Origin of the sequence: Streptomyces albiflavescens, assembly GCF_014645835.1 — a bacterium.
GTDB lineage: Bacteria > Actinomycetota > Actinomycetes > Streptomycetales > Streptomycetaceae > Streptomyces > Streptomyces albiflavescens.
This window is the reverse complement of sequence record NZ_BMMM01000019.1, coordinates 92,451-118,869: the sequence shown is the minus strand read 5'-3', so window position 1 is coordinate 118,869 and position 26,419 is coordinate 92,451. Positions and strand designations below refer to the sequence as shown.

The window sequence follows — 26,419 nt, the reverse complement described above, 5'->3', positions numbered from 1 at the left end:
GGCGCTGCGTGTCCCACTTTCACCGAAGGCTGACACACGGGCACCTTCCCCGGCAAAAGTCAGACTTTTAGTTTTGAACACGCCCGAGCACTTACACCGCTCCTATCGAGGACTTCTTGAAGATGAGCACGCAGACACCCGACAGCTTCTCCGACGGATTCGAGTGGACCGAGCTGGACCGGCGTGCCGTCGACACCGCCCGCCTCCTGGCGGCCGATGCCGTGCAGCAGGTCGGAAACGGCCACCCGGGCACCGCGATGAGCCTGGCCCCGGCCGCGTACACCCTCTTTCAGAAGGTGATGCGTCACGACCCCGCCGACCCGGAGTGGACCGGCCGCGACCGCTTCGTCCTCTCCCCCGGCCACACCTCGCTGACCCTGTACACCCAGCTCTTCCTGTCGGGCTACGAACTCGAACTCGACGACCTGAAGGCGTTCCGTACCCACGGGTCGAAGACGCCGGGCCATCCGGAGTACGGGCACACGGCGGGCGTCGAGACGACGACCGGCCCGCTCGGCCAGGGTGTCGCCAACGCCGTGGGCATGGCGATGGCCGCCCGCTACGAGCGCGGCCTCTTCGACCCCGAGGCCCCCGAGGGCGAGTCTCCGTTCGACCACACCATCTGGGCGATCGTCTCGGACGGCGACCTGGAGGAGGGCATCTCCGCCGAGGCCTCGTCCCTCGCCGGCCACCAGAAGCTCGGCAACCTCGTCTTCGTCTACGACGACAACCACATCTCCATCGAGGGCGACACCGCGACGGCGTTCTCCGAGGACGTGCTGAAGCGCTACGAGGCGTACGGCTGGCACGTGCAGCGGATCGAGCCCGCGCTGGGCGGCGACATCGACGTCCACGCGCTGTACACGGCTCTGCAGACGGCCCGGGCGGAGACCGAGCGCCCCTCCATCATCGCGATGCGCACGATCATCGCCTGGCCCGCCCCGAACGCGCAGAACACCGAGGCCTCCCACGGCTCGGCACTCGGCGCCGAGGAGATCGCGGCCACCAAGCGGATCCTTGGCTTCGACCCCGAGCAGAGCTTCCAGGTGGACGCCGAGGTCCTGGACCACGCCCGGACCGCCCTCGACCGGGGCGCCGAGGCGCACGCCGCCTGGGACAAGCAGATCGCCGAGTGGCGCACCGCGCAGCCCGAGCGCGCGGGGCTCTTCGACCGTGTTGTCGCCGGTCAGCTGCCCGAGGGCTGGGAATCCGCGCTGCCGGTCTTCGAGGCGGGCACGTCCGTCGCGACCCGCGCCGCCTCCGGCAAGGTCCTGCAGGCGCTCGGCGGTGTGCTCCCCGAGCTGTGGGGCGGCTCCGCCGACCTCGCCGGCTCGAACAACACCACCATCGACAAGACCTCCTCCTTCCTGCCGAAGGGCAACCCGCTGCCGGAGGCCGACCCCTACGGCCGCACCGTCCACTTCGGCATCCGCGAGCACTCGATGGCCGCCGAGATGAACGGCATCGCACTGCACGGCAACACCCGTATCTACGGCGGTACGTTTCTGGTCTTCTCGGACTACATGCGCAACGCCGTACGCCTGTCCGCGCTGATGCAACTCCCGGTGACGTACGTCTGGACGCACGACTCCATCGGCCTCGGCGAGGACGGTCCGACGCATCAGCCGGTCGAGCACCTCGCCTCACTGCGCGCCATCCCCGGCCTGAACATCGTCCGTCCGGCCGACGCCAACGAGACGGCGATCGCCTGGGCCGAGATCCTCAAGCGGCACGCCGCCAACCCGGCGCCGCACGGCCTCGCGCTCACCCGTCAGGGTGTGCCCACCTACGCGGCCAACCCCGAGGCGGCGAAGGGCGGTTACGTCCTGCGCGACTCCTCCACCCAGACGCCCGACGTCGTCCTCATCGCCACCGGATCCGAGGTACAGCTCGCCGTCGCCGCGCGCGAGCAGTTGGAGGCCGAGGGCGTGGGGACGCGTGTCGTGTCGATGCCGTCCGTGGAGTGGTTCGAGGAGCAGCCCGCGGAGTACCGCGAGAGCGTCCTTCCGCCGTCTGTGAAGGCCCGTGTGGCGGTCGAGGCGGGCATCGGCCTGACCTGGTACCGGTACGTCGGTGACCACGGACGCATCGTTTCTCTGGAGCACTTCGGCGCCTCCGCCGACGCCAAGACCCTGTTCGCCGAGTTCGGCTTCACCGCCGAGCACGTAGCCGCCGCCGCGCGGGAATCTCTTACCGCAGTCCGCGGTTGATCCGATCGCACAAAGGAAGATGATCACTGTGACCGAAGCAACCGCTACCGCGGTAACCCTCAAGCGCCTCTCCGACGAAGGCGTCTCCATCTGGCTCGACGACCTCTCCCGCAAGCGGATAGCGTCCGGCAACCTCGCCGAACTCATCGAGACCAGGCACGTGGTGGGCGTCACCACCAACCCCTCCATCTTCCAGGCCGCCATCGGCTCGGGAGAGGGATACGAGGAGCAGCTGGCCGACCTCGCCGTGCGCGGCGTGACGGTCGACGAGGCCGTCCGCATGATGACGACCGCGGACGTGCGCGCCGCCGCCGACATCCTGCGCCCGGTGTACGACGCGACCGGCGGCCGTGACGGCCGGGTCTCCATCGAGGTCGACCCGCGTCTCGCCCACCACACCGAGGCGACCGTCGCCGAGGCCAAGCAGCTCGCATGGCTGGTCGACCGCCCGAACGTGATGATCAAGATCCCGGCGACGCAGGCCGGCCTCCCGGCGATCACCGAGGTCATCGGCCTCGGCATCAGCGTCAACGTCACGCTGATCTTCTCGCTGGAGCGCTACCGCGAGGTCATGGACGCCTACGTGGCGGGCCTGGAGAAGGCCCGGGCGGCCGGCCTCGACCTGTCCACGATCCACTCGGTCGCCTCCTTCTTCGTCTCGCGTGTCGACAGCGAGATCGACAAGCGGCTGGCGAAGGTCGGCACGGACGAGGCGCTCGCCCTCAAGGGCAAGGCCGCGCTCGCCAATGCCCGGCTCGCGTACGAGGCCTACGAGGAGGTGTTCGGCTCTGCCGACGATTCGACACAGCGCGGTGCCCGCTGGACCGCCCTCGCCCCGTCCGGCGCCCACAAGCAGCGCCCCCTGTGGGCCTCGACGGGCGTCAAGGACCCCGCGTACAAGGACACGCTGTACGTCGACGAGCTGGTGGCGCCGGGCACGGTCAACACCATGCCGGAGGCGACCTTGAACGCCACCGCCGACCACGGTGACATCCATGGCGACGCGGTGACCGGCGGCTACGCCCAGGCCCGCGCCGAACTGGCCGCCGTCGAGGCACTCGGGATCTCGTACGACGAGGTCGTGAAGCAGCTGGAGGACGAGGGCGTCGCGAAGTTCGAGGCGGCCTGGCAGGAGCTGCTGGAGGCCGTCGCGGCCTCGCTCGGCAGCAAGGGAGTCGAAGGGGAATGACCAAGAATGAGGCACTTCCGGACCGCGCCGCGCAGGATGCGGCCGCCGCGGCGGAGGGACTGGGTGACACGGCCGTCGAACCGGCTGTGGTGACGGCGGGATCCGGCGACGCGCACACGGAACCCGCGGGATCCGACGACGCGAGCGCGGCGAACGCGAGCGCCGAGTCGGCCGACGTGACGCAGCGGGCCCTCGCCCAGGCGCTCGGCCTGCCGGTGTCCGACTGGGACAACCCGCTCCGTGACCCGCGCGACCGCCGCCTTCCCCGGATCGCGGGCCCCTCCGGCCTGGTCATCTTCGGCGTCACCGGCGACCTGTCCCGCAAGAAGCTGATGCCGGCCGTCTACGACCTCGCCAACCGCGGTCTGCTCCCGCCGGGCTTCTCGCTCCTCGGCTTCGCCCGCCGCGAGTGGGAGGATCAGGACTTCGCGCAGGTGGTGCACGACTCGGTGCGCGAGCACTCCCGTACGGAGTTCCGCGAGGAGGTCTGGCAGCAGCTCGCCGAGGGCATGCGGTTCATCCCGGGCGACTTCGACGACGACACGGCGTTCAAACAACTGCGCTCCGCGGTCGACGAGTTGGACTCCTCGCGCGGCACCAGCGGCAACTATGCCTTCTACCTCTCCGTGCCGCCGAAGTTCTTCCCGAAGGTCGTCCAGCAGCTCAAGAAGCACGGCCTCGCGGACGCGCCGGAGGGCTCCTGGCGGCGCGCGGTCATCGAGAAGCCGTTCGGCCGCGACCTGGCCAGCGCACGTGAGCTCAACGCGATCGTGCACGAGGTGTTCGACCCGGACCAGGTGTTCCGCATCGACCACTACCTCGGCAAGGAGACCGTCCAGAACATCCTGGCGCTCCGCTTCGCCAACCAGATGTACGAGCCCATCTGGAACCGGTCGTACGTCGACCACGTCCAGATCACCATGGCCGAGGACATCGGCATCGGCGGTCGGGCGGGCTACTACGACGGCATCGGCTCCGCCCGCGATGTGATCCAGAATCACCTCCTCCAGCTGATGGCGCTGACGGCCATGGAGGAGCCGGCCGCGTTCGACGCCGAGTCGCTGCTCACCGAGAAGCTCAAGGTCCTCAAGGCCGTGAAGGTCCCGGACGACCTGGGCGAGCACACCGTGCGTGGACAGTACGCGGCGAGCTGGCAGGGCGGCGAGAAGGTGCGCGGCTATCTGCAGGAGGACGGCATCGACCCCGCGTCGATGACGGACACCTACGCCGCCGTCAAGCTGGAGGTCGACAACCGCCGTTGGGCGGGCGTCCCCTTCTACCTGCGCACCGGCAAGCGCCTGGGCCGACGGGTGACGGAGATCGCGGTGGTCTTCCAGCGCGCGCCCCACTCCCCCTTCGATTCGACGGCCACCGAGGAGCTCGGCGCCAACGCGATCGTCATCCGCGTCCAGCCCGACGAGGGCATGACGGTGCGCTTCGGATCGAAGGTGCCGGGTACGTCGATGGAGATCCGGGACGTCACGATGGACTTCGCCTACGGCGAGTCGTTCACCCAGTCCAGCCCGGAGGCGTACGAACGGCTGATCCTGGATGTCCTGCTCGGTGACGCCAACCTCTTTCCCCGTCACCAAGAGGTGGAAGAGTCCTGGAAGATCCTCGACCCGATCGAGGGTTACTGGGAGAGCCACGGCAAGCCCGCGCAGTACCCCTCGGGCAGCTGGGGCCCGAAGGAAGCCGACGAGATGCTCGCACGAGACGGACGGAGCTGGCGCAGGCCATGAAGATCGACCTGACCGACACCACGGCAAGCAAGATCAACAAGGCGCTCGTGCAGGGGCGCCGAGCCATCGGCACCCCCGCCGTGGGCATGGTCCTGACGATGGTCATCGTCACCGACGAGGAGAACGCGTACGACGCGATCAAGGCGGCCGAGGAGGCCTCGCGCGAGCACCCCTCACGCACCCTGGTCGTCATCAAGCGCGTCGCCCGCACCCCGCGCGACCGCACCAACTCCCGCCTGGACGCGGAGGTGCGCGTCGGCTCGGACGCGGGCACCGGTGAGACGGTCGTGCTGCGAACCTACGGCGACGTGTCCGACCACGCCGATTCCGTGGTCCTGCCGCTGCTGCTGCCGGACGCCCCGGTCGTCGTCTGGTGGCCGGTGGACTCGCCCGACATCCCGGTGAAGGACCCGCTGGGCGCACTCGCACAGCGCCGGATCACCGACATGTACGCCGTCGAGGCACCGCTCCTGGCTCTGGAGGCCCGCGCCGCGTCCTACGCGCCCGGCGACACCGACCTCGCGTGGACACGGCTGACGCCGTGGCGCTCGATGCTGGCCGCCGCTCTCGACCAGGCCCGTACGAAGGTGACTTCGGCCGCCGTCGAGAGCGAGGCCGAGAACCCGAGCGCCGAGCTGCTGGCCCGCTGGCTGGAGGCCAGGCTGCGGGTCCCGGTCGAGCGGGTCGTCACCGCGGGGCCCGTCGTGACCGCCGTACGGCTCGGCACCGCGAACGGCGAGATCGTGATCGACCGCCCCGAGGGGCCGTTGGCCACGCTGTCCCTTCCCGGGCAGCCCTCCCGCACCCTCGCGCTGAAGGTGCGCTCCACCTCCGAGCTGATCGCCGAGGAGCTGCGCCGCCTCGACGCGGACGAGATGTACGCCGTCGCCCTGCGGGGCGAGGGCACCGAGGAGGCCCCCCGTCATGTCTGACTCCCCCAAGCTCACGCGGCGTCCGGAGTGGGTGGCCCTGGAGGACCACCGCGCGGGCGGCCTGCTCCACCCGCGGCTGCGTGAGCTGTTCGCAGCCGACCCCGCGCGCGCCGAGCGCTATGTCGTGCGGGTCGGCGACCTGCGGATCGACTACTCCAAGCACCTGATCACGGACGAGACCCTCGCCCTGCTCCTGGAACTGGCCACCGCCACCGACGTGTTCGGGCTGCGCGACGCCATGTTCCGCGGCGAGAGGATCAACGTCACCGAGGACCGCGCGGTGCTGCACACCGCGCTGCGCGCCCCGCGCGAGGCGGTCATCGAGGTCGAGGGCGAGAACGTCGTCCCGGCGGTGCACGCCGTGCTCGACAAGATGGCCGACTTCGCCGGCCGGGTCCGCTCCGGTGAGTGGACCGGCCACACCGGCAAGCGCATCAAGAACGTCGTCAACATCGGCATCGGCGGCTCCGACCTCGGCCCGGCGATGGCGTACGAGGCCCTGCGGGCCTTCACCGACCGGGATCTGACGGTCCGCTTCGTGTCCAACGTGGACGGCGCCGACCTGCACGAGGCCACCCGCGACCTGGACCCGGCCGAGACGCTGTTCATCATCGCGTCGAAGACGTTCACGACGATCGAGACCATCACCAACGCGACCTCGGCGCGCTCATGGCTGGTCGCGGGGCTCGGCGGCGACGAGAAGGCGGTCGCGAAGCACTTCGTGGCGCTGTCGACGAACGCCGGGAAGGTGTCGGACTTCGGCATCGACACGGCCAACATGTTCGAGTTCTGGGACTGGGTCGGCGGGCGCTACTCCTTCGACTCGGCGATCGGTCTGTCGCTGATGATCGCCATCGGTCCGGACAGCTTCCGGGAGATGCTCGACGGGTTCAGGATCGTCGACGAACACTTCAAGAGCGCTCCCGCCGAGGCCAACGCGCCTTTGCTGCTGGGCCTGTTGGGCGTCTGGTACGGCAATTTCTTCGACGCCCAGTCGCACGCCGTGCTGCCGTACTCGCACTACCTGTCCAAGTTCACCGCGTACTTGCAGCAGCTGGACATGGAGTCCAATGGCAAGTCCGTGGACCGGGACGGCCACCCCGTGGAGTGGCAGACCGGGCCGGTCGTGTGGGGCACGCCGGGCACCAATGGACAGCACGCCTACTACCAACTCATCCACCAGGGCACAAAGCTGATCCCGGCCGACTTCATCGGCTTCGTCAACCCGGTGGACGAGCTGAGCGACGAGCTCAAGGACCAGCACGACCTGCTGATGGCGAACTTCTTCGCGCAGACGCAGGCGCTGGCCTTCGGCAAGACGCCGGACGAGGTGCGCGCCGAGGGGGTGGCCGAGGAGCTGGTCCCGCACAAGACGTTCAAGGGCAACCACCCGACGACCACCGTCCTCGCGAGCGAACTGACGCCCTCCGTCCTCGGCCAGCTGATCGCGCTGTACGAGCACAAGGTGTTCGTCCAGGGCGCGATCTGGAACATCGACTCCTTCGACCAGTGGGGCGTCGAGCTCGGCAAGGTCCTCGCCAAGCGCGTCGAGCCCGCCCTCACCGAAGGCGCGGACGTCCCCGGTCTCGACCCCTCCACCGCCGCCCTCGTGGCCGCCTACCGCACCCTCCGGAAGAAGTGAATCTGATATGACCACGATGCAATTGGGCCTGATCGGTCTCGGCAAGATGGGCGGCAACATGCGCGAGCGGATACGCCGCGCGGGCCACACCGTCGTCGGCTACGACCGCAATCCCGACCTCGCCGACGTGAGCAGCCTCGCCGAACTGGTGAGCAAGCTCGAAGGCCCCCGCGTGGTCTGGGTGATGGTGCCGGCCGGCGCCCCCACCCAGTCCGTCGTCGACGAGCTCGGCGACCTCCTGGAGCCCGGCGACACCGTGGTCGACGGCGGCAACTCCCGCTGGACCGACGACGAGAAGCACGCCGAGGAGCTCGCGGCCAAGGGCATCGGCTTCGTCGACGCGGGTGTCTCGGGTGGTGTGTGGGGCCTGCAGAACGGTTACGCCCTCATGGTCGGCGGCGACGCCGAGAACATCGCGAAGGTCCAGCCGATCTTCGACGCGCTCAAGCCCGAGGGCGACTTCGGTTTCGTCCACGCGGGCAAGGTCGGCGCGGGCCACTTCTCCAAGATGGTCCACAACGGCATCGAGTACGCCATGATGCAGGCCTACGCCGAGGGCTGGGAGCTGCTGGAGAAGGTCGACTCCGTCACCGACGTCCGGGAGGTCTTCCGCTCCTGGCAGGAGGGCACGGTCATCCGCTCCTGGCTGCTGGACCTCGCCGTCAACGCGCTGGACGAAGACGAGCACCTGGACAAGCTGCGCGGCTACGCCGAGGACTCCGGCGAGGGCCGCTGGACCGTCGAGGCGGCCATCGACAACTCCGTCCCGCTGCCCGCCATCACCGCCTCCCTCTTCGCCCGGTTCGCCTCCCGCCAGGACGACTCCCCGCAGATGAAGATGATCGCGGCACTGCGCAACCAGTTCGGCGGCCATGCCGTCGAGTCCGCGAAGTAGCAGTCATGGGTGACCTCCTGCTGGTCCGCCACGGGGAGACCGAGTGGAGCGTGTCGGGCCAGCACACCAGCTGGACCGACCTGCCCCTCACCCAGCACGGCGAGGAACAGGCCAAGTCCCTCGCCCCGCTGCTCGCCGGACGGAGCTTCGCCCTCGCGCTCACCAGCCCGCTCGGCCGCGCGGTGCGCACCGCGGAACTCGCGGGCGTCTACGGGGCCGTACCCGATCCGGATCTGCACGAGTGGGACTACGGCGCCTACGAAGGCGTCACGACCGTCGAGATCCACCGCACCCGGTCCGACTGGTACCTGTGGGACGACGGGGTGCCGCCCGGCCCGGCCGGCCACCCGGGTGAGTCACCGGCCGAGGTGGGGCGGCGCGCCGACCGTGTGCTGTCCCGGATCGAGACCGCGCTCGGCGGCGGTGACGTGATCCTTGTCGCGCACGCCCACTTCCTGCGGGTGCTCACGGCCCGCCGGCTGGGGCTTCCCCCGGCGGACGGGCGGCTGTTCCAGCTCGCCACGGGCACGGTCAGCCGGCTCTCCACCGAGCACGGGCGTCCCGTGATCGCCGAGTGGAATGCCGGCGGAACTTCTGCTGCCGTCCGCTAGCTTCTACGGTCCTGTAGAAACCGAAGAGGTTCCGGTCCGCCCGCTCGGGCGGACCGGGCCTTCGACTACGCATGGGGTTCTCACGGCCCTGTGGGACCGCATCAAGAAGTCGCGTCGACGCTGTAACGGTCCTTCGGCAGAGACATCCCCCGCTTGACGCGGCCCCGGCTACAGCACCTCTCCGAACTCGCTCGAACACCCGGCAGCTGTTCTCCTCCCGCCCCAGCCGCGCCATGATCGTGGCGACGGTCCGCGGGTCACTCCGCTGGGCGAATCCCGCGTACGAATATGCCACGCAGGTCGCCAGGGCGTGCGGGACGACTCCGTCGGGCTCGGGCTGGGCCTTGTCCTCGACCAGGCGTTCCACCAGCTCGGGGTAGACGGGGAGGCCGGTCGGGCCCGATTCGATGTCGGACTTCAGCGGACTCGTACCCCGGGGTCACCCGTCGCCCCCCGGCCATCGCGCCGACCGCCGGGTGGGGCTACTGGGGAGCAGCGGAGTTCCCGGGGCACGCACCCCGGTCGGCCGCATGCGCGTTCGCCGTCCTGAGGTGCGTGTACCGCACACTTCGCCGCATGGTTCGTAGAGGTGACAAGGGGGCGCACATCGGCGGGAACCCCCGCTGTGGGCGCTCCGGGCCGCCGGTAGCGTGCTGGCGCCTGTCCCGTACGCATCCGTACGAAGGAAACGACCGATGACCGAGACCGGGCAGCACGAACAGCAGTACGAGCGGTACGAAGGCGGCAGTCCCGAGGCGGAACGGCTGATGTTCGAGCGGTTCGCCCGGGAGCTGATGGAGGTGCAGGTCAAGAACCGCCGGGCGGGTGGCGGCGGGATTTCCCGCGCCTTCCACGCCAAGGCCCCGGTGGCTGTGGAGAACGCGCGGCTGCGCTTCCACGACGTTCTGCCCGCGGCCCTGCGCTGCGGATTCGCCCAGCCGGGCGCCGAGTACCCGGCGACGGTACGGCTGTCGAACGCGAGTGGCATCCGGCAGGGCGACGGATCGCCGGACCTGCGGGGCGCGGCCGTGCGGGTGCGGGTGTCGGAGGACGAGAGCCACGACCTCCTCGCGACCAGCTATCCGGTCTCGCACGCCCGCAACGCGCGCGAGTTCGTGGCCTTCGCCAAGGCGATGGCGGGCGCCCGCGGTCCCCTCCAAAAGGCGTTCGGACTGTTCGTGAAGCTGCCGCTCGCCGTGGGACTCGGCACCGCGAACCGGATGCGCCGCAATGTCCGGGCGGCGACCCGGCACACGGTCAACTCCCTTGCCAGTGAGACGTACTGGAGCCGGGGCGCCATCCTGTGGGGCGACGCGGGTCCGGTGCGCTATCTGCTGCGTCCGGCGCCGGGGAGCCCACCGGCGGCCACCCCCGAACGGAGCGATCCGGAGTTCCTGCACCGCGAGATCGCCGCGCGGCTCGCCAAGGCGGACGTCGTCTTCGAGCTGTGCGTGCAGCGCTACGTCGACGAACGGCGCACCCCGATCGAGGACGCCTCGGTGGAGTGGAAGGACGCCGTCGCGCCCGCGGTGGCCATCGCCCGGCTCACCATCCCCGGCCAGGACCTCAACAGCGCCGAGGCCCGCGCGGCCGCCCGCCGGATCGAGGATCTCGCCTTCAACCCCTGGTACACGACCGACGACTTCCGCCCGCTCGGCAATATCAACCGGGCCAGGAAGGCCGGCTACCAGGCGAGCAGCGCGCACCGGCTGGGCCTGCGGTTCGTCACGGAGGAGCCCCTGCAGAACAGGCTGCTCGATCCGCCGATGGCCGCGGCCTTCACGCTGCTGAACCGGTATGTGCCCTGGCACCGCCTGCCGTTGCAGCTGAGCCTGCTGAACCTGGTCTTCCTGCGCAAAGTGCTGCGCCGGCTGAACCTGATCGACACCGAGGTCCGGGAGGCGCCACCGAAGGCGCAGCCGGTGCCGGAGCCCATCCCCGAGCGGCTGCGCTCGGAGCGGTCCTACGACGGGACGTACAACGATCTGTCCGCGCCGAAGATGGGCGCCGTCGGCTCCGCCTTCGGACGCAACCTCGCACCGGACTATCGGCCCGACCAGTTCGACACGCCCAACCCGGTCACGGTCAGCCGCCGGCTTCTGTACCGCGAGAGCTTCGTGCCCGCGACCTCGCTGAACATCCTGGCGGCTGCGTGGATCCAGTTCCAGGTGCACGACTGGGTCAACCACCGCCGCTTCCAGCCCGGCGGGCGCCAAGTCGAGGTGCCGCTGCCGCCCGGCAGCGGGGGCTGGCACAACACGCCCGGCGGGCCGCCCGAGAATGTCATGCGGTTCGCGGAGAACGAGGGCCTCGAGCAGCCCGGCAACCGGCCACCGATCCTCTTCGGCAACGTCGCCTCGCACTGGTGGGACGGCTCCGAGGTGTATGGCGAGGACGAGCAGACCGCGCGGTTCCTGCGCGAGCCGGACGGCGGCGCGCGGCTCCGGCTGGAGGACGGCCACCTGCCGTCGGGGTCGAACGGCATCCCGCTCACCGGCTTCAACGAGAGCTGGTGGATGGGGCTCAGCGCGATGCACACCCTCTTCGCGCGCGAGCACAACGCGGTGTGCGACGCGCTGCGCGCCGAGTATCCGTCACTGAGCGAGGAGCGGATCTACCAGACGGCACGGCTGGTGGTCTCCGCGCTGATCGCGAAGATCCACACGGTGGAGTGGACACCGGCGATCCTCGCGACCGAGGCGATCGACATCGGGCTGCACACCAACTGGCAGGGCCCGCCGAAGAACTGGCTGAACCAGCTGGGACTGTGGCTCTTCGAGGCGCACTCGCTCACCGGTATCCCGAAGACGCTGCCGGACCACCACGCGGCGCCGTACTCGCTCACCGAGGACTTCGTCACCGTCTACCGCATGCACCCGCTGATCCCGGACGACTTCGAGCTGCGCGAGCACCACTTCGGGCAGCGTCTGGAGACCGTGGGCTTCCTGGACATCCAGGGCGGCGCGGCCGAGGCTCGGATCCGCAAGACGGGGCTCGCCAACACGCTGTACTCCTTCGGCATCGCCCACCCTGGCGCGATCACGCTGCACAACTTCCCGCGCTCGCTCCAGCAGTTCGAGCGGGACGGCGAGATCATCGACCTGTCGGTCGTGGACCTCGTACGCACCCGGCGCCGCGGTGTCCCGCGCTACAACGACTTCCGCGCGGGCCTGCACAAACCGCGCATCCGCTCCTTCGAGGAGCTGACGCAGAACGCCGAGACGCTGGCGCGTCTCAAGGAGGTCTACCGCTCGGTCGACGAGATCGACACGGTGGTCGGGCTCTTCGCCGAGAACCCGCCGGAGGGCTTCGGCTTCAGCGACACCGCGTTCCGGATCTTCATCCTGATGGCCACCCGGCGCCTGCAGAGCGACCGCTTCCTGAACGTCGACTACCGGCCGGAGATCTACACGCCGCTGGGCATCGACTGGGTCGAGAAGGGCGGGATGAACTCCGTCATCCTGCGGCACTGCCCCGAGCTGGCGGCGCTGATGCCGCGCGGGGCGAGCGCGTTCGCGCCGTGGCGGGCGGTGCGGCCGAGCGACGACGCAGGTTCGGACGGCGTCGGCTGACAGCCGCTCAGGACCTTTGGTCACCGGCACCGGCCATACCGGAGCGGCCCACCTGTTCACGCGGCCCTCGACCGCGGGCTCACGCCCCGCGCGAGGGCCGCTTACGCCATTTCTCGAACTCCTTCTCCGGGTCACCGGTGTACGACCACGGCGTCCGGCTGGCCTGCCGACCGATCATCGCGAACAGCGCGGTGGCGATGTCCGCCGTGCCCGCGTAACAGGCGGCGTGCGTCAGGTAGTTGAGATCGCGCACCTCCCAGGGCGCCACGGGTCCGTCCGGGCGCGCCGTGATCCAGCGCTGCCAGGTCCGCCGTACGTCGCTGACGGCCGCGTCGTGGTTCCAGTGCTGGCCCACCCCGACGACGGCGTCCCGCTGGCCCTTCGCCCCGTCGAGGATGTAGCGGTACTCCTCGACGCGGGCGAACTGCACCAGCACCGGCAGCGCGCAGCCCGGCGGTGCCACACCGGCCGCGTCGCGGGCGAAGTCGTACATGAGGCCGTGCGTGCCGTGCCAACGGGACGAGTAGTAGTGCAGGATCTGGAGGTGGCCCTCCATGCTGTACGGATCGCGGCCGTGCAGTTCGTCCCACCAGCGGCCGAGTTCCTGGCGGCGTACGCCGGTCGGATAGAGCCGGGCGACGGAGATCAGCGAGATCCAGGGCGTGGGGTCCTCGGGGTGGGCCTCGGCGGCCTGGAGGCAGGCCAGCACCGCCCGGTCGATGCGGTTCTGGTCGATGGGCACGCCCCGGCCCGCGGCGATGGCCAGGTTGAAGGCCCGGGCCACCTCGGTCGCGGCCCACAGCACCAGGGCGTCGGCGCTGCGGGGTTCGGCGGCCAGCCAGGACTCGACCGTCGAGTTGCCCGCGCAGGCCGACGCGAGCAGCTGTACCCGGTGGCCGCGCACGGACCAGTCGTCGCCGGTGGCCCGCAGCAGCTCCCGCAGTCCCTGCCAGCGGCCGATGACGACGTCCTGGCGGGCCGAGGTGAGGGGTCTGTCCCCGCAGTCGGGGTCGAAGTCGGGGGTGAAGCGGTCTCCCGCCATCGGGTCCCTCTCAGAAGTCGGTGGGGAGACCCTCGTGGACGCGGGACCGTTCGGTCGCCGCCGCGGTGGAGTAGCCGTCGGGGATGTAGTCGGTCTCGACGACCTGGGTGGCGTCGAGCTTGGCGGGCCGGTAGTAGTCGCTGCCCTGCTTCCAGTACCAGACCATGGGGATCAGGCCGACGGCGAGGCCGCCGATGCCGATCGCGATCGACGCGCTGCTCAGGTCGCTCAGCGACTCGACGAAGATCCAGAACATGAACAGGGCGCCGAGCAACGGCCACAGCCCGCCGAACAGGAAGTTGGCCGGGGACTTCAGCAGCATCTTGCGGTAGGCGACGACCACGGCGATGCCGGCGAGGCCGTAGTAGACGGCGATCTGCAGTCCGATCGCGGCGATGGCGTCGGAGAGGATGTCACCGACCGAGCCGAGGGCGTTGGAGGTCACGAACATCACCAGGGCGACGGCGCCGACCACGACGATGGCGACCCACGGGGTGTTCCACTTGCGGTGCACGCGGCCCAGCGCGGTCGGCATCGTACGGTCGCGGCCCATCGCGAACAGCGAGCGGGTCACCTGGATGAGTGTGGTCTCCAGGGTGGCGATGGTGGAGAGCATCACGGCGACGATCAGCAGCTTGCCGCCCCAGCCCGGCCAGATCTCCTCACCCAGTACACCGAGGACGTTGGCGTCGTTGTCCTGGATCTGCCGGTCGGTGAGGATCACGTTCACCGCGATGGTGAACACCTCGAAGAGCAGGAAGACGATGCCGACACCGATCAGGCCCGCGAGTCCCGTGGTGCGGCGGCTGTCGCGGGTCTCCTCGCTGAGGTTGCTGGTGACGTCCCAGCCCCAGTAGTAGAAGGCGGCGATGAGCGCGCCTGACGCGAATCCGCTGACCCCGTCGAAGTGGCCGAAGCCGAGCCAGGACCACTCGAAGGAACGGGCGTTGCCGCTGTGCAGCAGGGCGCCGACCGCGAAGACGGCCAGAATGGCGAGCTCCACACCGGACATGATGAGCTGCGCGCGCACGGTGAGCCGGGCGCCGCCGAGCACCACGAACAGCATGATGAGGAACCAGGCCGCGCCGACCGCCGTGGCCAACGCGGTGTTGTCCGCGAGCCCTTCGTCGAACAGGGAGAGGGTCATCGCGCCTGCGGGCAGCGAACCGGCGACCATGAAGATGGTCGCGGAGATGACCAGGGCCCAGCCGCTGATGAAGCCGAGGAAGGGGTGGAGCGTGCGGCCGACCCACGAGTAGCTGGCGCCCGCGTTGACGTCGATCCGGCCGAGGTAGCTGAAGGCCAGCGCGATGCCCAGCATGGGTATCGCGCAGTACAGGAGCGCCGCGGGACTGGCGAGGCCCACCGCGCCGACGAGGACCGCGGTGGTCGCGGCCAGCGAGTACGCGGGGGCGCTGCCCGCGACGGCCATCACGACCGTGTCGAACGTACCGAGGGCGTTGGCCTGAAGCCCTCTGCCCCTGTTGTTGCTCATGGTGGCGCTGCTTTCCGTCCTGCATGGCGCGCGGACGGGCACGCCCGACAACGCCATGTGTTCAGTGGGGGGGTGTGAAGGTCGATGCCGTACAACCGCCGTCATCAGGCAGAGGGTCGCTCCGCAGGTGAGGTGATGATAGCGGTGGTCGTTCGCCTTTCAATGTCAACTGGTCGGTAATTTACGGCCGTCCACGGCGCCGGCATCGGCGACACCTCAGGTGAGATCCATTGACATGAACCTGCACGCACGGCCACTCTTCATGCTTGAACATGCACGATCCGACGCGATTTCAAGCACCTGCAAACACAACACCGTTGGTTTGAGTGGAGATGCGTACCGTGCGAAGACTCCGACACCGTTCCTGGGCCATGGCGGGGCTCGCCACCGCCATGGCCGTCACCGTGCTGAGCGCCCCGGCGCGGCCGGCGCTCGCCGCGGCCCCGCCGAGCGCCGTCCTCGACGACACCCACCGGAGCGTCAGCTGGCAGAGCCCCGTCTACGCCAAGGGCACGTCCGGCGGTACCGAGAGCTGCCCGCCCGCCGCCGACGACCCGGACAACAAGGTCTGCGACCGCTTCGACGTGAACGTCTCGGTACCCGAGGGGTATTGGGCCGACAACCCCGAGGGCGGCGTCCCGATCTCGATCGAGTGGCAGCACCCCACCGACGACTTCGACCTGTACATCAACGACGACGCGGGCAAGCAGGTCGCCTCCAGCGCGGGCACCGCCGACCCCGAGGCCACGGTGATCCCGAACGCGTCGGGGACCTACCACGTGCTGGTCGTGCCGTACGACGTGCACGACAACTCGTACACCGGCAAGGCGTATCTGCCCCAGACGACGGACGCGGGAGATCTCACGTCCTTCAGCGGGGGCGACGGCAGCTACACCATCGAGGCCGGGCCACTCAAGGCGAAGGCCGACTTCCTGGCAGGTGGCCAACTGCGCCTCCAGGCCGACCCGTCCGGATCACTCTCCGACCCGGCGGGCACGGCCATCGTCCGCAAGCAGCCCGCGGTGCAGAAACACACGACGTCCTTCGACGCGGGCGCGTACTACGGCATCCGCTCCCCCGACGCGGTCCTGCGGGTCTACAAGAAGCCGCTGCGCTTCGGCCTCTACAAGGCCGACAACCACACCCCCGTCTGGCAGGAGGACAAACCCCTGCGCTGGTCGACCAGCGGGATGCGGCAGAGCCTGACACGCGGTGCGGACGAGCAGTTCTTCGGCGGCGGCGAGCAGAACGGCAGCTTCGCGCACCGGGACCGGACGATGTACGTGGCCAACAACTTCAACTGGAACGAGGGCGGTTACAACAACTCGCAGCCCTTCTACCTCTCCAGCGCGGGCTACGGCGTCTTCCGCAACACCTTCGCGCCGGGCGTCTACGACTTCGGCTCACCCGTGCGGACCGGACAGCAGGAACGGCGCCTGGACGCCTACTACTTCCTCGGTGACGCGAAGAAGGTGATCGGCAAGTACACCGCGCTGGTCGGCAAACCGTTCATGCCGCCGGTGTACGGGCTCGAACCGGGTGACTCCGACTGCTACCTGCACAACGCCAACCGCGGCGAACGGCACACCCTCGACGCGCTGAAGATCGCCGACGGCTACACGTCGCACGACATGCCGCTCGGCTGGATGCTCGTCAACGACGGCTACGGCTGCGGATACGAGAACCTCGCCGAGACCGCCAAGGGCCTCCAGGACCATCACGCCCAGCTCGGCCTGTGGACCCAGGACGGCATCGACAAGCTCGCCGACCAGGTGAAGGCGGGCCAGCGCGTGGCCAAGCTGGACGTGGCCTGGGTCGGCAACGGTTACGGCTTCGCGCTCGACGCCTGCGACAAGGCCAAGGCGGGCATCGAGGAGAACAGCGACGCGCGCGGCTTCGTCTGGCTCCCGGTGTCCTGGGCGGGCGCCCAGCGCTGCGGCGTCCTGTGGAGCGGCGACCAGAAGCTGTCGTGGGACTACATCCGCTGGCAGATCCCGACGTACGCCGGGGCCACCATGTCCGGCATCGCGTACAACACCGGTGACGTGGGCTCGATCTACCGCCACGACGCCAAGATGTACGCCCGCGACCTCCAGTGGAAGGCGTTCCTGCCCGCCATCATGACCATGGACGGCTGGGCCTCCGACATCACCACCGGCAAGCCCGCCGACCAGCAGCCCTGGCTGGACGGTGAGCCGTACACCTCCATCAACCGCACCTACCTCCAGCTGAAGGAGCGCCTGCTCCCCTACATGTACACGCTCTCCGCCGAGGCCTCGAAGACGGGCGTGGGCGCGGTCCGTCCACTGTGGCTGGAGTACCCGGACGACCCGAACACGCTGGGCGCGGACGCGAAGTACGAGTTCCTCTCGGGCTCCGACTTCCTGGTCGCCCCCGTCTACAAGGACTCCGAGACCCGCGACGGCATCTACCTCCCCAAGGGCACCTGGACCGACTACTGGACGGGTCGCACCTACCGGGGCCCGACGACGCTGAACGGCTACCATGCGCCGCTCGACACCCTTCCCCTGTTCGTGAAGGAGGGCGCGATCGTCCCCATGTGGCCCAAGGGCACGACGAGCTGGCAGACCCGCGACCGGCACGAGCTGGACTGGGATCTCTACCCGAAGGGGAACAGCGCCTACACGCTGTACGAGGACGACGGCGTGACACGTCGGTTCGCCGCGGGTGCGTCGGCGACGCAACGCGTGGCCGTGACCTCCTCCTCGCGGACCACCGAGGTCAACGTCGGTGCGAGCGTGGGAAGTTACCAGGACAAGCCGACAGCCCGCTCGTACCGCTTCACCGTGCACGGCGAGTCGGCGCCGCGCCAAGTGCTCCTCGACGGGCGACCGCTGCCGCGGGACGCCTGGTCGTACGACAGTGACACCCGGGTGACGACGGTCAGGACGCCCAGTCTGTCGCTGGACCGCGCGTTCTCCGTACGGCTCACGCGGTAACCCGGCGCTCAACGCCCCGGTCGCACCGCGTGCTGCGCGGCGAGGCGCACCGGGGCGTTCTGCGCGCCGTAGCCGCGGTAGCCGCCGTCGCGCTGGACGAGTTCGAAGAAGACGCGGCCGATGGTCTCGGTGTAGCAGTGGCGGAACTCGCCGTCCTGGTCGCGGTCGTAGAGGATCCCGAGTCCGCGGTACGTCTCCAGCTCGCCGTCGGCGAACTCATACCGTGCGGCCAGGTCGTCGTAGTAGTTCGCGGGTATCGGCAGCAGACGGCCGCCCGCCTCACGGAAGCGGCGCGCCGCGTCGACCACGTCCTGTGTGGCGAGGGCGATGTGCTGGGCGCGGCCGCCCTCGTCGGTGGGAGCGGGGCCCACGCCGAGGGCGATGCGGACGCTGCCGTCGGCGTTGGTGACGGCACGGCTGCGGTGCAGCCCGTACGGGTCGGCGACGTCCACGCTCTCCTGTGCGCTCAGCCCGAGCACGCTGCGGTGGAAGAGTGCTGCCTCGTCGAACTGGTGCCAGGGCTGGGTGAGCGCCAGGTGGTCGATGCGGGTCACCCGCCGCGGGTCCCGGTCGTGTTCGACCTGCCCGAAGTCGCCGGTCCAGCTGGGGAGTCCGGGTCGGTCGGTCGCGCAGAAGAACAGTTCGGTGCCGTCGGGGGAGGACACCGCGTCGAGAGGCGCGTCCTCCAGGGCACGGCGGCGCGGCAGCACGGGGGCGAGCAGCGCCTCGGCGCGCCGGGCCGCGGCGGCCGGGTCCGGTGACTCCAGGCCGATGGCGGCGAGTGCGGTGCCGTCACGGCGGGCGGCCGGTCCCGTGTTGACCAGGACGCGCGCCTCGCCCTGCTGCCACAGGTCCACCGGCTTGCTGCGGTGGCGGGCCGTGCGGGTGAAGCCGAGGGCGTCGAGCACCGCGGCGACGGGTGCGACGTCGGGCGTGACAAGTTCGGCGAAGGCGACACCGGTGGGCACCACGGGGGCGGGCGGGGTCGCGAGGGCGGTCGGTTCCTGGAGCAGGGGTCCGGTCGCTTCTTGCAGGACGAGGAGGGAGCGCCGGGCGTCGACGGCGGTCGTCCCCGCCTCGGCCTGGCGGAAGACGTCGTTGAAGACTTCGAGGGAGAGCGGGCCCTCGTAACCGGCGCGCATCACATGGCCCAGCAGCCCCGCGATGTCGAAGCCGCCCTGGCCCGGGAAGCAGCGGTAGTGGCGGCTCCACTGGAGCACGTCCATCGCCATCAGCGGGGCGTCGGCCAACTGCAGGAAGAAGATCTTCTGGCCGGGGATGTCCTCGATGCCCTTGGGGTCGGAGCCGCGGGCGAGAATGTGGAAGCTGTCCAGGCAGGTGCCGAGGCAGGGGTGGTCCGCGGCTTCGACGATGCGCCAGGCATGGTCGTACGTGCTCACATGGCGGCCCCAGGCCAGCGCCTCATAGGCCACGCGGATGCCGAAGTCCTGGGCCAGATCGGCCAGTCGACGCAGCTGACCGGCGGCGAGCGCGTCGTCGTCGACGGCGAGCGGGGAGACGCTGGAGCACACCAGGACGGTGTCGGCGCCCAGGCGGCGCATGAGCTCGAACTTGTGCCGTGCCCGGCGCAGATTGCGCGCGAACTGGTCCTCGGGTACGGCCTCGATGTCGCGCATCGGCTGGTACAGGTCGATGCTCAGGCCGAGATCGGCGGTGCGCGAGCGGATCTCCTCGGGTGTGAGGGGGCTCGCGAGCAGGTCGTTCTCGAAGATCTCGACGCCGTCGAAGCCGGCCCGGGCCGCGGCCGTGAGCTTCTCGGTCAGCGATCCGCCGAGCGAGACGGTGGCGATGGACGTACGCACGTTGGTGCTCCTTCGGTCTTCCTTCACTGGGCACGGGAAACCGCCGGCTCAGGGCGGCGCCGCAAGGCGCGCGGGACCTGCGTGAGCACCCGCCCACCGACCCGCAGCCGGCTCGTCCTCTCTGCCACCCCACTCATGAGGGCGCTCTCGCACCCCACTCATGAGGGCGCTCTCGACTCCGGCACTCGTAGGGCGCTTCAGCTCCGCGCACCCGCCGCGCCGGCGAGTTCGGCGATGTCCGCCAGCATCCGCGCGCTGTCCGGCTCCCGCCCGGTGAACAGCCGGAACGCGTCCGCGGCCTGGAAGACGGCCATGCCACCCCCGTCGAGCGTCGCGCAGCCGAGCGCACGGGCGGTGCGCAGCAGCTCGGTCTCCAGGGGCCGGTAGACGACCTCGGCGACCCACAGACCGGGGTGCAGCAGCTCGGCCGGGAACGGCAGTCCGGGGTGAGCGGCCATCCCGGTCGGCGTGGCGTGCACGATCCCGTCGGCCCGGGCGAGAAGGGAGCCGAGCGCGTCCGGCGTCGCGGCGGCGGCACGGCCCTCGCCGAAGTGCCGGTTCAGCACGGCGGCCAGGTCGGCGGCCCGCCCGGGCATCGCGTCGACGACGGTGATGTGACCGGCGCCCAGCGTGAGCACGGCGTGCGCGACGGCCGCGCCCGCACCGCCCGCGCCCAGCTGGACGACCCGCTCCAGGGCCACATCGGGCAGTCCGCGCGCGAAGGAGGCCGCGAACCCGGTGACGTCCGTGTTGTGCCCGATCGCGCGGCCGCCCTCGAAGACGACGGTGTTGACCGCGCCGAGCGCCTCGGCCCCCACGGAGAGCTCGTCGAGGTGGCCGATGACCAGTTGCTTGCAGGGGTGCGTGATGTTCAGTCCGTCGAAGCCGAGGTCGCGTGCGGCGCGTACGAGATCGCCCACCGCCTCCGGGCCGACGCCGAGCGTGTCGATGTCGATCAGCCGGTACAGACAGCGCAGGCCCTGTCGGTCGGCCTCCCGCTCGTGCAGCGCGGGGCTGAGCGAGGGGCCGATGCCGGATCCGATAAGGCCGACGAGATACGAGTTGTGGGGCACGGCTGGCCTCCGAGGCGTGGCTAATGTACGAACTGGTTCGTTAGTAAGTGATACCAGGATGTCGCGGCTTCGGGAAGACCCGGGCAGCAAAGCCCGCGGCGGGGCCGTGCTTCTACAATCGCGGGCACCGGCCCACCCACCAGGAACCGTGACCCTCTCGCTCGAAGGAACCCGATGACCAGCGTCGAAGAACCGGCACGACCCAACGGGCGCATTCGTGACGCCGCCCGCACCAAGGCCGAGATTCTCGACGTGGCGACCCAGGAGTTCGCACGCGCCGGTTACACCGGTGCCCGGGTCGACGAGATCGCGGCCCGCACCCGCACCACCAAGCGGATGATCTACTACTACTTCGGCGGCAAGGAGCAGCTGTTCACGGCCGTGCTGGAACGCGCGTACTCCGTGATCCGGCAGGCCGAACAAGAGCTGGACGTCGAGCACCTGGACCCGGTCGCGGCCATCCGCCGGCTCGCCGAACTGACCTTCGACCACCATGAGGCGCACCCCGACTTCATCCGCCTGGTGAGCATCGAGAACATCCACGAGGCGGAGCACATCGCCGCGTCCGAGGAGCTCGGCAGGATCGGCTCGCCCGCGCTCGACGTGATCCGCCGGATCCTGGCGACCGGCCGGGAGTCGGGCCTGTTCACGGCCGACGTCGACGCCGTGGACCTGCACGCGATGATCAGTGCGTTCTGCTTCTTCCGGGTCGCCAACCGGCACACCTTCGGTGCCCTGTTCGGCCGGGACCTGGTCGCTCCCGACCAGCGGGAGCACTACCGCACCATGCTCGGCGACATGGTCATCGCCTACCTGACCGCGGACCGCGCGGCGGACTGAGACCCCCCGCCGGGGACCACTCCGCGGACCAGGACCGCGAAGATCCTTCGACGCAACCTCTTGACACCCGGGAAACGTCGGCGCAACATCCGTAGCCATCCACTACTAACTATCCAGTGGGTTAATTAACCGGGACACGCGGGCAGTCGGCCCGCACCCGGCACAGCCGACCCGTACACCCCCAGGGCCCCGGCACCCCTCCCCCTCCGCCACTCCCGTCCCCGGAGTCCCCTCCGTTCTCGGAGTTCCCTCGAAGGAGCACGCCGTGTCCGTCCCCGCCGCCCCGCTCGACGCGCCTCCCGGCCAGCCCCGGAAGGCCGCCATGGCCGCCTGGATCGGCAGCGCGCTGGAGTACTACGACTTCTTCATCTACGGCAGCGCTGCCGCCCTGATCTTCCCGAAGGTCTTCTTCGACGAGTCGGACCCGGCCACCGCGACCCTGCTGTCGCTGGCCACATTCGGCGTCGCCTACGCCGCCCGTCCGATCGGCGCGCTGTTCCTCGGCCACTTCGGCGACCGCCTCGGCCGGAAGAAGATCATGGTCTTCACGCTGATCCTGATGGGTCTGTCGACGTTCCTCATCGGCTGTCTACCCACCCGCGCCCAGGTCGGCGGCCTTGCCCCGGTCCTGCTGGTCCTCTGCCGCGTACTGCAGGGCATCTCCGCGGCCGGGGAGCAGGCGAGCGCCAACTCGATGACGCTGGAGCACGCACCGTCGAACCGCCGAGGCTTCTTCACGAGTTTCACGCTCAGCGGCACCCAGGGCGGTCAGCTCCTCGCCACGCTGGTCTTCCTCCCGGTCGCCGCACTGCCCGATGACCAACTGCTCTCCTGGGGCTGGCGCGTCCCCTTCTGGCTGAGCGTCGCCGTCGCCGTCGTCGGTTACGTCATCCGCCGCACGCTCGAGGAGACCCCGGCCTTCACCCGGCAGGCCGCGACCGAAGGTGTCGCCAAGCTGCCTCTCGCCGTACTGTTCCGCGAGCACTGGGCGGACGTCCTGCGGGTGGTCGCGGGTGCCCTGATCGCCTCGGTCAGCACGATCTTCACGGTCTGGGCGCTGGCGTACGGGACCAGCGACTCGGTCGGCCTGTCCCGCTCGCAGATGCTGTGGGTGGGCGCGCTGGCCAACCTCGTCGCCCTCGCCGCGATCCCCGCGTGGGCCACGCTCTCCGACCGCATCGGGCGCCGCCCGGTCTATCTGATCGGCGCCGCGGGCAGTGCGGTCCTGATGTTCGCCTACCTGTGGGCGATCTCCACGGGCTCCTACCCCCTGGTCCTGCTCTTCGGCATCCTCGCCTTCGGTGTCGTCTACAGCGCCGCGAACGGTGTCTGGCCGTCCTTCTACGGCGAGATGTTCTCCACCCGCGTCCGGCTCTCCGGCATGGCGATCGGCACCCAGATCGGCTTCGCCGTCGCCGGGTTCGCCGTCACCTTCGCCGCGCAGATCGCCGGCCCGGGAGGCGACGACTGGTCGTCCGTGGCCCTGTTCACCTCGGCCCTGTGCCTCCCGCCGGTGCTCGCCGCACTCACCGCCCGCGAGACGCACAAGGTGCCGACCGAACTGCTCGGCGAGCGTGTGCCGGGGGAAGCCGCACAGCGTGAGGCCGTGACGGCCTGACGTCGGCCCACCTCATGATCGCCCAAGTCCCCGACTGCACAGGGCTGTTCGGGGACTTGGGCCTGCCTTGACGGGCCGCTGGGGGCCAGAAGGCAGCGCTGGGCTGGATGTGGTGTCTCGGGACCTTGGTTACGTGAAGTCCTCGAAGGTGAGCTGCTGTGGGATGTCCGCGAGTGGTTCGGGCGGCTGGTCGAAGACGATCCGGTAGTCGCTCCCGGCGGTCCGGCTGATGGGCGGTCGGCCGCCGAGCGCGGCGTGCGGCCGCTCGTGGTCGTAGTAGTTCACGAACTCCGCGAGTGCGACGCGGCGTTCACGCTCGGTTGTGTAGTCGCGGACGTACGCCCACTCGCGGGAGAGCGTCCCGTTACACCTCTCCACCTTCCCGTTCGTGCGCGGCGTGTACGGCCTGGTCCGCTTGTGCTTTGTACCGGCAGCGGCGAGCGCGTCAGCCCAGGTCGTAGACGGGTAGCACGCGCCGTTGTCGGTGAGGCAGCGGCGGATCGGTGTGATGCCGTGGGCGGCGAAGAAGGCAACGGCCCGGTGCCAGAAGGCGACCGCGGTGACGGCCTTCTCATCGTCCAGGGCCGCGGTGTAGGCGAGCCGGGAGTGGTCGTCGAGCGCCGAATGCAGGTACGTGTATCCGACCTTGCCGGTACCGGGTCCGGTGCGTTTGGAGGCGCGGGCGGACTCGGTGCCGACGCCGTGCATCCGCCAGCCGCCGCCGGCCGGGACGCGTCCGAGCTTCTTGACGTCGACGTGGACCAGGTCGCCGACCCTTCGTGTTCGTAGCGGATGGCCTCGCGCAGCTGCTCGCCGGTCGGTGGGTCGAGGTCCCGGAGCCGGCCCACGTCCTCGCCTCACCAGGATGCGGTGGACGGTCGCGGGCGCGAGTGTGACGCCGTGCAGCCGCTGTAGGTCGGCGGCGAGCCGGGCCGGCCCGTGCTTGGTCTGCCGCCGCAGCGCCTCCACCAGGTCAGCGATGTCCTCGGGGGTGCGGGCGGGGCTGGTGTCGGGGCGAGAGGAGTGGTCGAGTAGTCCGTTCTCGCCGTGTGCGCGCCAGCGGGCGTACCACTTGGCCAGGCAGCGGCGGGAGATCCCGGCTTCCGCAGCCACGTGCGCGATCGGACGTCCGGCGTCGATCCGCAGACACCAGCGCAGACGTCCTTCGGGGGTCAGCGGTGCGTTCCGATGTCCCCTGCTGGTGGCGCTCCTGGACTCGGCGGCCGCGTTCACCGGGAGCCCTGGGATCTCAGGGCTCCCGCCTGAGCGGCTGTGCGTGGCGTCAGCGTGCGAACTTTTCGATGGCCGCTGGGGTGACGGGGGTGAAGAAGTTGACGAGGTTGCCGTCGGGGTCACGGAACAGCAGCGACCGGTTGCCCCAGGGCATCGTGGTGGGCTCGTTGACGAAGTCGGTGACGAAGCCGGTCAGGTTCTGGTGAACGCGGTCCACGTCGTCGACGAGGAACTCGGTGATCACGCTGTGGTTGTCTGCCGGGCGGGCAGAGCCCGGGGCGAACAGCGGGACGGTGCGGGTGCCGGCGATCGCGAGGGTGGCGCCCGTGGTCTTGAGTTCGGCGAAGTCCTCGGTGGCCCACGTCGCCTGCGCCCCTGTGGCTCGCTCGTAGAAGTCGACGAGGCGTGCGACGTCGCTGGTGATGATGCGGATCGAGACGAAGTCCATGGGGATCTCCTTGGCTGTGCTGGAGGCGTGCACGTCGCAGGCTAGGAGAAATAGTGGACAGAATCGGTCCTGTATTCGCGTTAGGCTGCGAACATGCCTCGACCCACCGGCCGCGTGCTGACACTCCTGGAGCTGCTGCAGTCGGGCGGCACCCGGACGGTGGCCGAACTCGCCGACCGGCTCGGCGTCGAAGGGCGCACCGTGCGGCGGTATGTGGACCAGCTGATCGACCTGGACGTGCCCGTGGAATCGGTGCGCGGCCGCTACGGCGGGTACCGGCTCGCCCCCGGGTACCGCTTGCCTCCGCTCATGCTCAGCGACGACGAGGCGCTGGCCGTGCTGCTCGGCCTGGTCGCCAGCCGCCGAGCAGGGTTGACGACGACGGAGCACACGGCGCGCGAGACGGCATCGGCGAAGATCCGGCGGGTGCTGCCCAAGCGCATCGCCCGTCGGCTCGACACACTCCTGGAAGCTCTCGCCTTCACGGATCAGCTCGATGATTTCGACACCCCGGACGCCGAGGTCCTGCTCACCATCGCCGATGCGGTGCGCCACCGCCGACCGGTCTCGATCCGCTACACCGACCGCGACGGACGGCGCAGCGAACGCACGCTGCACGCGTACGGGATCGTCGCCCATGCGGGCCGGTGGTACGTCACGGGCAAGGACGCCCGGATCGGCGAGGACCGAACCTTCCGGCTCGATCGCATCGCAGACGCTAGGACCCTGCCCGGCTCATTCGAAGCGCCCGTGGGTCCCGGTCCGGCACAGCGCGTAGTGTCGGGGTTCGCCACGGCCGAGTACCGGCATGAGGTGACCTTGCGGATCCACGGAACGGTTGAGCAGATCCGCGCCCACCTTCCCGCCAGCGTCGCGAGCCTGGAGGAGTACGCGCCCGTGACAGGCGAGGACCGGGCGACCGAGCGCTGGCTGCGCGTCGAGCTGCGGGCGGAGCGGCTCGATTGGTTGCCTCCGGTACTCGCCTCACTCGACCGGCCGTTCGTCATCGAGCGCCCCGCTGAACTGCACGACCTCGTCATCGCGCTCGCCGATCGCCTCGCGTCCTACGCCCGCCAAGCCTGACCGCGAGGAAC

Annotated in this window: 18 protein-coding genes; 12 read left to right on the top strand and 6 right to left on the bottom strand. The window is 69.9% G+C overall.

Going from position 1 to position 26,419, the window contains the following annotated elements:
* Positions 1-122 precede the first annotated feature (122 nt).
* The 8 genes from tkt to IEY95_RS38900 all read left to right on the top strand — a co-directional run bounded on the left by tkt (position 123) and on the right by IEY95_RS38900 (position 12,793).
* A complete protein-coding gene (tkt, locus tag IEY95_RS38935) occupies positions 123-2,210 on the top strand; it encodes a transketolase (protein WP_189190945.1) in 2,088 nt (695 codons plus the stop codon).
* A 19-nt stretch (positions 2,211-2,229) separates the two neighbouring features.
* Positions 2,230-3,399: a transaldolase gene (gene tal / locus IEY95_RS38930; protein WP_189190944.1), complete on the top strand. Its 1,170-nt coding sequence runs from the start codon at positions 2,230-2,232 to the stop codon at positions 3,397-3,399.
* Complete coding sequence (gene zwf, locus IEY95_RS38925; RefSeq protein WP_229703649.1) at positions 3,396-5,141, top strand: glucose-6-phosphate dehydrogenase; 1,746 nt, start codon at positions 3,396-3,398, stop codon at positions 5,139-5,141. The genes tal and zwf overlap by 4 nt, the downstream gene beginning before the upstream one ends.
* Complete coding sequence (opcA, locus tag IEY95_RS38920; RefSeq protein ID WP_189190943.1) at positions 5,138-6,073, top strand: glucose-6-phosphate dehydrogenase assembly protein OpcA; 936 nt, start codon at positions 5,138-5,140, stop codon at positions 6,071-6,073. The genes zwf and opcA overlap by 4 nt, the downstream gene beginning before the upstream one ends.
* On the top strand, positions 6,066-7,715 hold the full coding sequence (pgi, locus tag IEY95_RS38915) for a glucose-6-phosphate isomerase (protein ID WP_189190942.1): 1,650 nt from the start codon (positions 6,066-6,068) through the stop codon (positions 7,713-7,715). Before opcA ends, pgi begins: the two co-directional genes overlap by 8 nt.
* 16 nt (positions 7,716-7,731) lie before the next feature.
* Positions 7,732-8,610 (top strand): phosphogluconate dehydrogenase (NAD(+)-dependent, decarboxylating), encoded by an 879-nt coding sequence (gene gnd / locus IEY95_RS38910; protein WP_189191015.1) that lies wholly within the window; start codon positions 7,732-7,734, stop codon positions 8,608-8,610.
* A gap of 5 nt (positions 8,611-8,615) precedes the next feature.
* Positions 8,616-9,221, top strand: a complete 606-nt coding sequence (locus IEY95_RS38905; protein WP_189190941.1) for a histidine phosphatase family protein — start codon at positions 8,616-8,618, stop codon at positions 9,219-9,221.
* Positions 9,222-9,916: 695 nt separating this feature from the next.
* Entirely contained in the window at positions 9,917-12,793 is a 2,877-nt protein-coding gene (locus IEY95_RS38900) for a peroxidase family protein (RefSeq protein ID WP_189190940.1), read from the top strand.
* 79 nt (positions 12,794-12,872) lie between these two features.
* Here the strand turns inward: IEY95_RS38900 and IEY95_RS38895 are convergent, their stop codons facing one another.
* Complete coding sequence (locus tag IEY95_RS38895; RefSeq protein WP_189190939.1) at positions 12,873-13,835, bottom strand: hypothetical protein; 963 nt, start codon at positions 13,833-13,835, stop codon at positions 12,873-12,875.
* Positions 13,836-13,845: 10 nt separating this feature from the next.
* Positions 13,846-15,330, bottom strand: a complete 1,485-nt coding sequence (locus IEY95_RS38890; RefSeq protein WP_189190938.1) for an APC family permease — start codon at positions 15,328-15,330, stop codon at positions 13,846-13,848.
* Between the two features lie 341 nt (positions 15,331-15,671).
* Between IEY95_RS38890 and IEY95_RS38885 the strand changes: the two genes are divergently transcribed.
* Positions 15,672-18,290 carry a glycoside hydrolase family 31 protein gene (locus tag IEY95_RS38885; RefSeq protein WP_505994265.1) on the top strand — a complete coding sequence of 873 codons (2,619 nt, stop codon included), beginning with the start codon at positions 15,672-15,674 and terminating at the stop codon, positions 18,288-18,290.
* Positions 18,291-18,298: 8 nt separating this feature from the next.
* Here IEY95_RS38885 and IEY95_RS38880 read toward each other — a convergent pair whose 3' ends face one another.
* Both IEY95_RS38880 and IEY95_RS38875 read right to left on the bottom strand, forming a co-directional pair.
* A complete protein-coding gene (locus IEY95_RS38880; protein ID WP_189190937.1) occupies positions 18,299-20,113 on the bottom strand; it encodes a bifunctional sugar phosphate isomerase/epimerase/4-hydroxyphenylpyruvate dioxygenase family protein in 1,815 nt (604 codons plus the stop codon).
* 197 nt (positions 20,114-20,310) lie between these two features.
* Positions 20,311-21,186 carry a shikimate dehydrogenase gene (locus tag IEY95_RS38875; RefSeq protein WP_189190936.1) on the bottom strand — a complete coding sequence of 292 codons (876 nt, stop codon included), beginning with the start codon at positions 21,184-21,186 and terminating at the stop codon, positions 20,311-20,313.
* A gap of 174 nt (positions 21,187-21,360) precedes the next feature.
* Between IEY95_RS38875 and IEY95_RS38870 the strand changes: the two genes are divergently transcribed.
* Together IEY95_RS38870 and IEY95_RS38865 are read left to right on the top strand one after the other, a co-directional pair.
* On the top strand, positions 21,361-22,026 hold the full coding sequence (locus IEY95_RS38870; protein ID WP_189190935.1) for a TetR/AcrR family transcriptional regulator: 666 nt from the start codon (positions 21,361-21,363) through the stop codon (positions 22,024-22,026).
* Between the two features lie 265 nt (positions 22,027-22,291).
* A complete protein-coding gene (locus IEY95_RS38865; RefSeq protein ID WP_189190934.1) occupies positions 22,292-23,644 on the top strand; it encodes an MFS transporter in 1,353 nt (450 codons plus the stop codon).
* A 129-nt stretch (positions 23,645-23,773) separates the two neighbouring features.
* On the opposite strand, the gene IEY95_RS38860 is transcribed toward IEY95_RS38865, so the two are convergent.
* A complete protein-coding gene (locus IEY95_RS38860; RefSeq protein ID WP_268240541.1) occupies positions 23,774-24,877 on the bottom strand; it encodes an IS481 family transposase in 1,104 nt (367 codons plus the stop codon).
* 49 nt (positions 24,878-24,926) lie between these two features.
* Entirely contained in the window at positions 24,927-25,325 is a 399-nt protein-coding gene (locus IEY95_RS38855; protein ID WP_189190933.1) for a VOC family protein, read from the bottom strand.
* A gap of 93 nt (positions 25,326-25,418) precedes the next feature.
* Between IEY95_RS38855 and IEY95_RS38850 the strand changes: the two genes are divergently transcribed.
* On the top strand, positions 25,419-26,408 hold the full coding sequence (locus tag IEY95_RS38850) for a helix-turn-helix transcriptional regulator (RefSeq protein WP_189190932.1): 990 nt from the start codon (positions 25,419-25,421) through the stop codon (positions 26,406-26,408).
* Positions 26,409-26,419 lie beyond the last annotated feature (11 nt).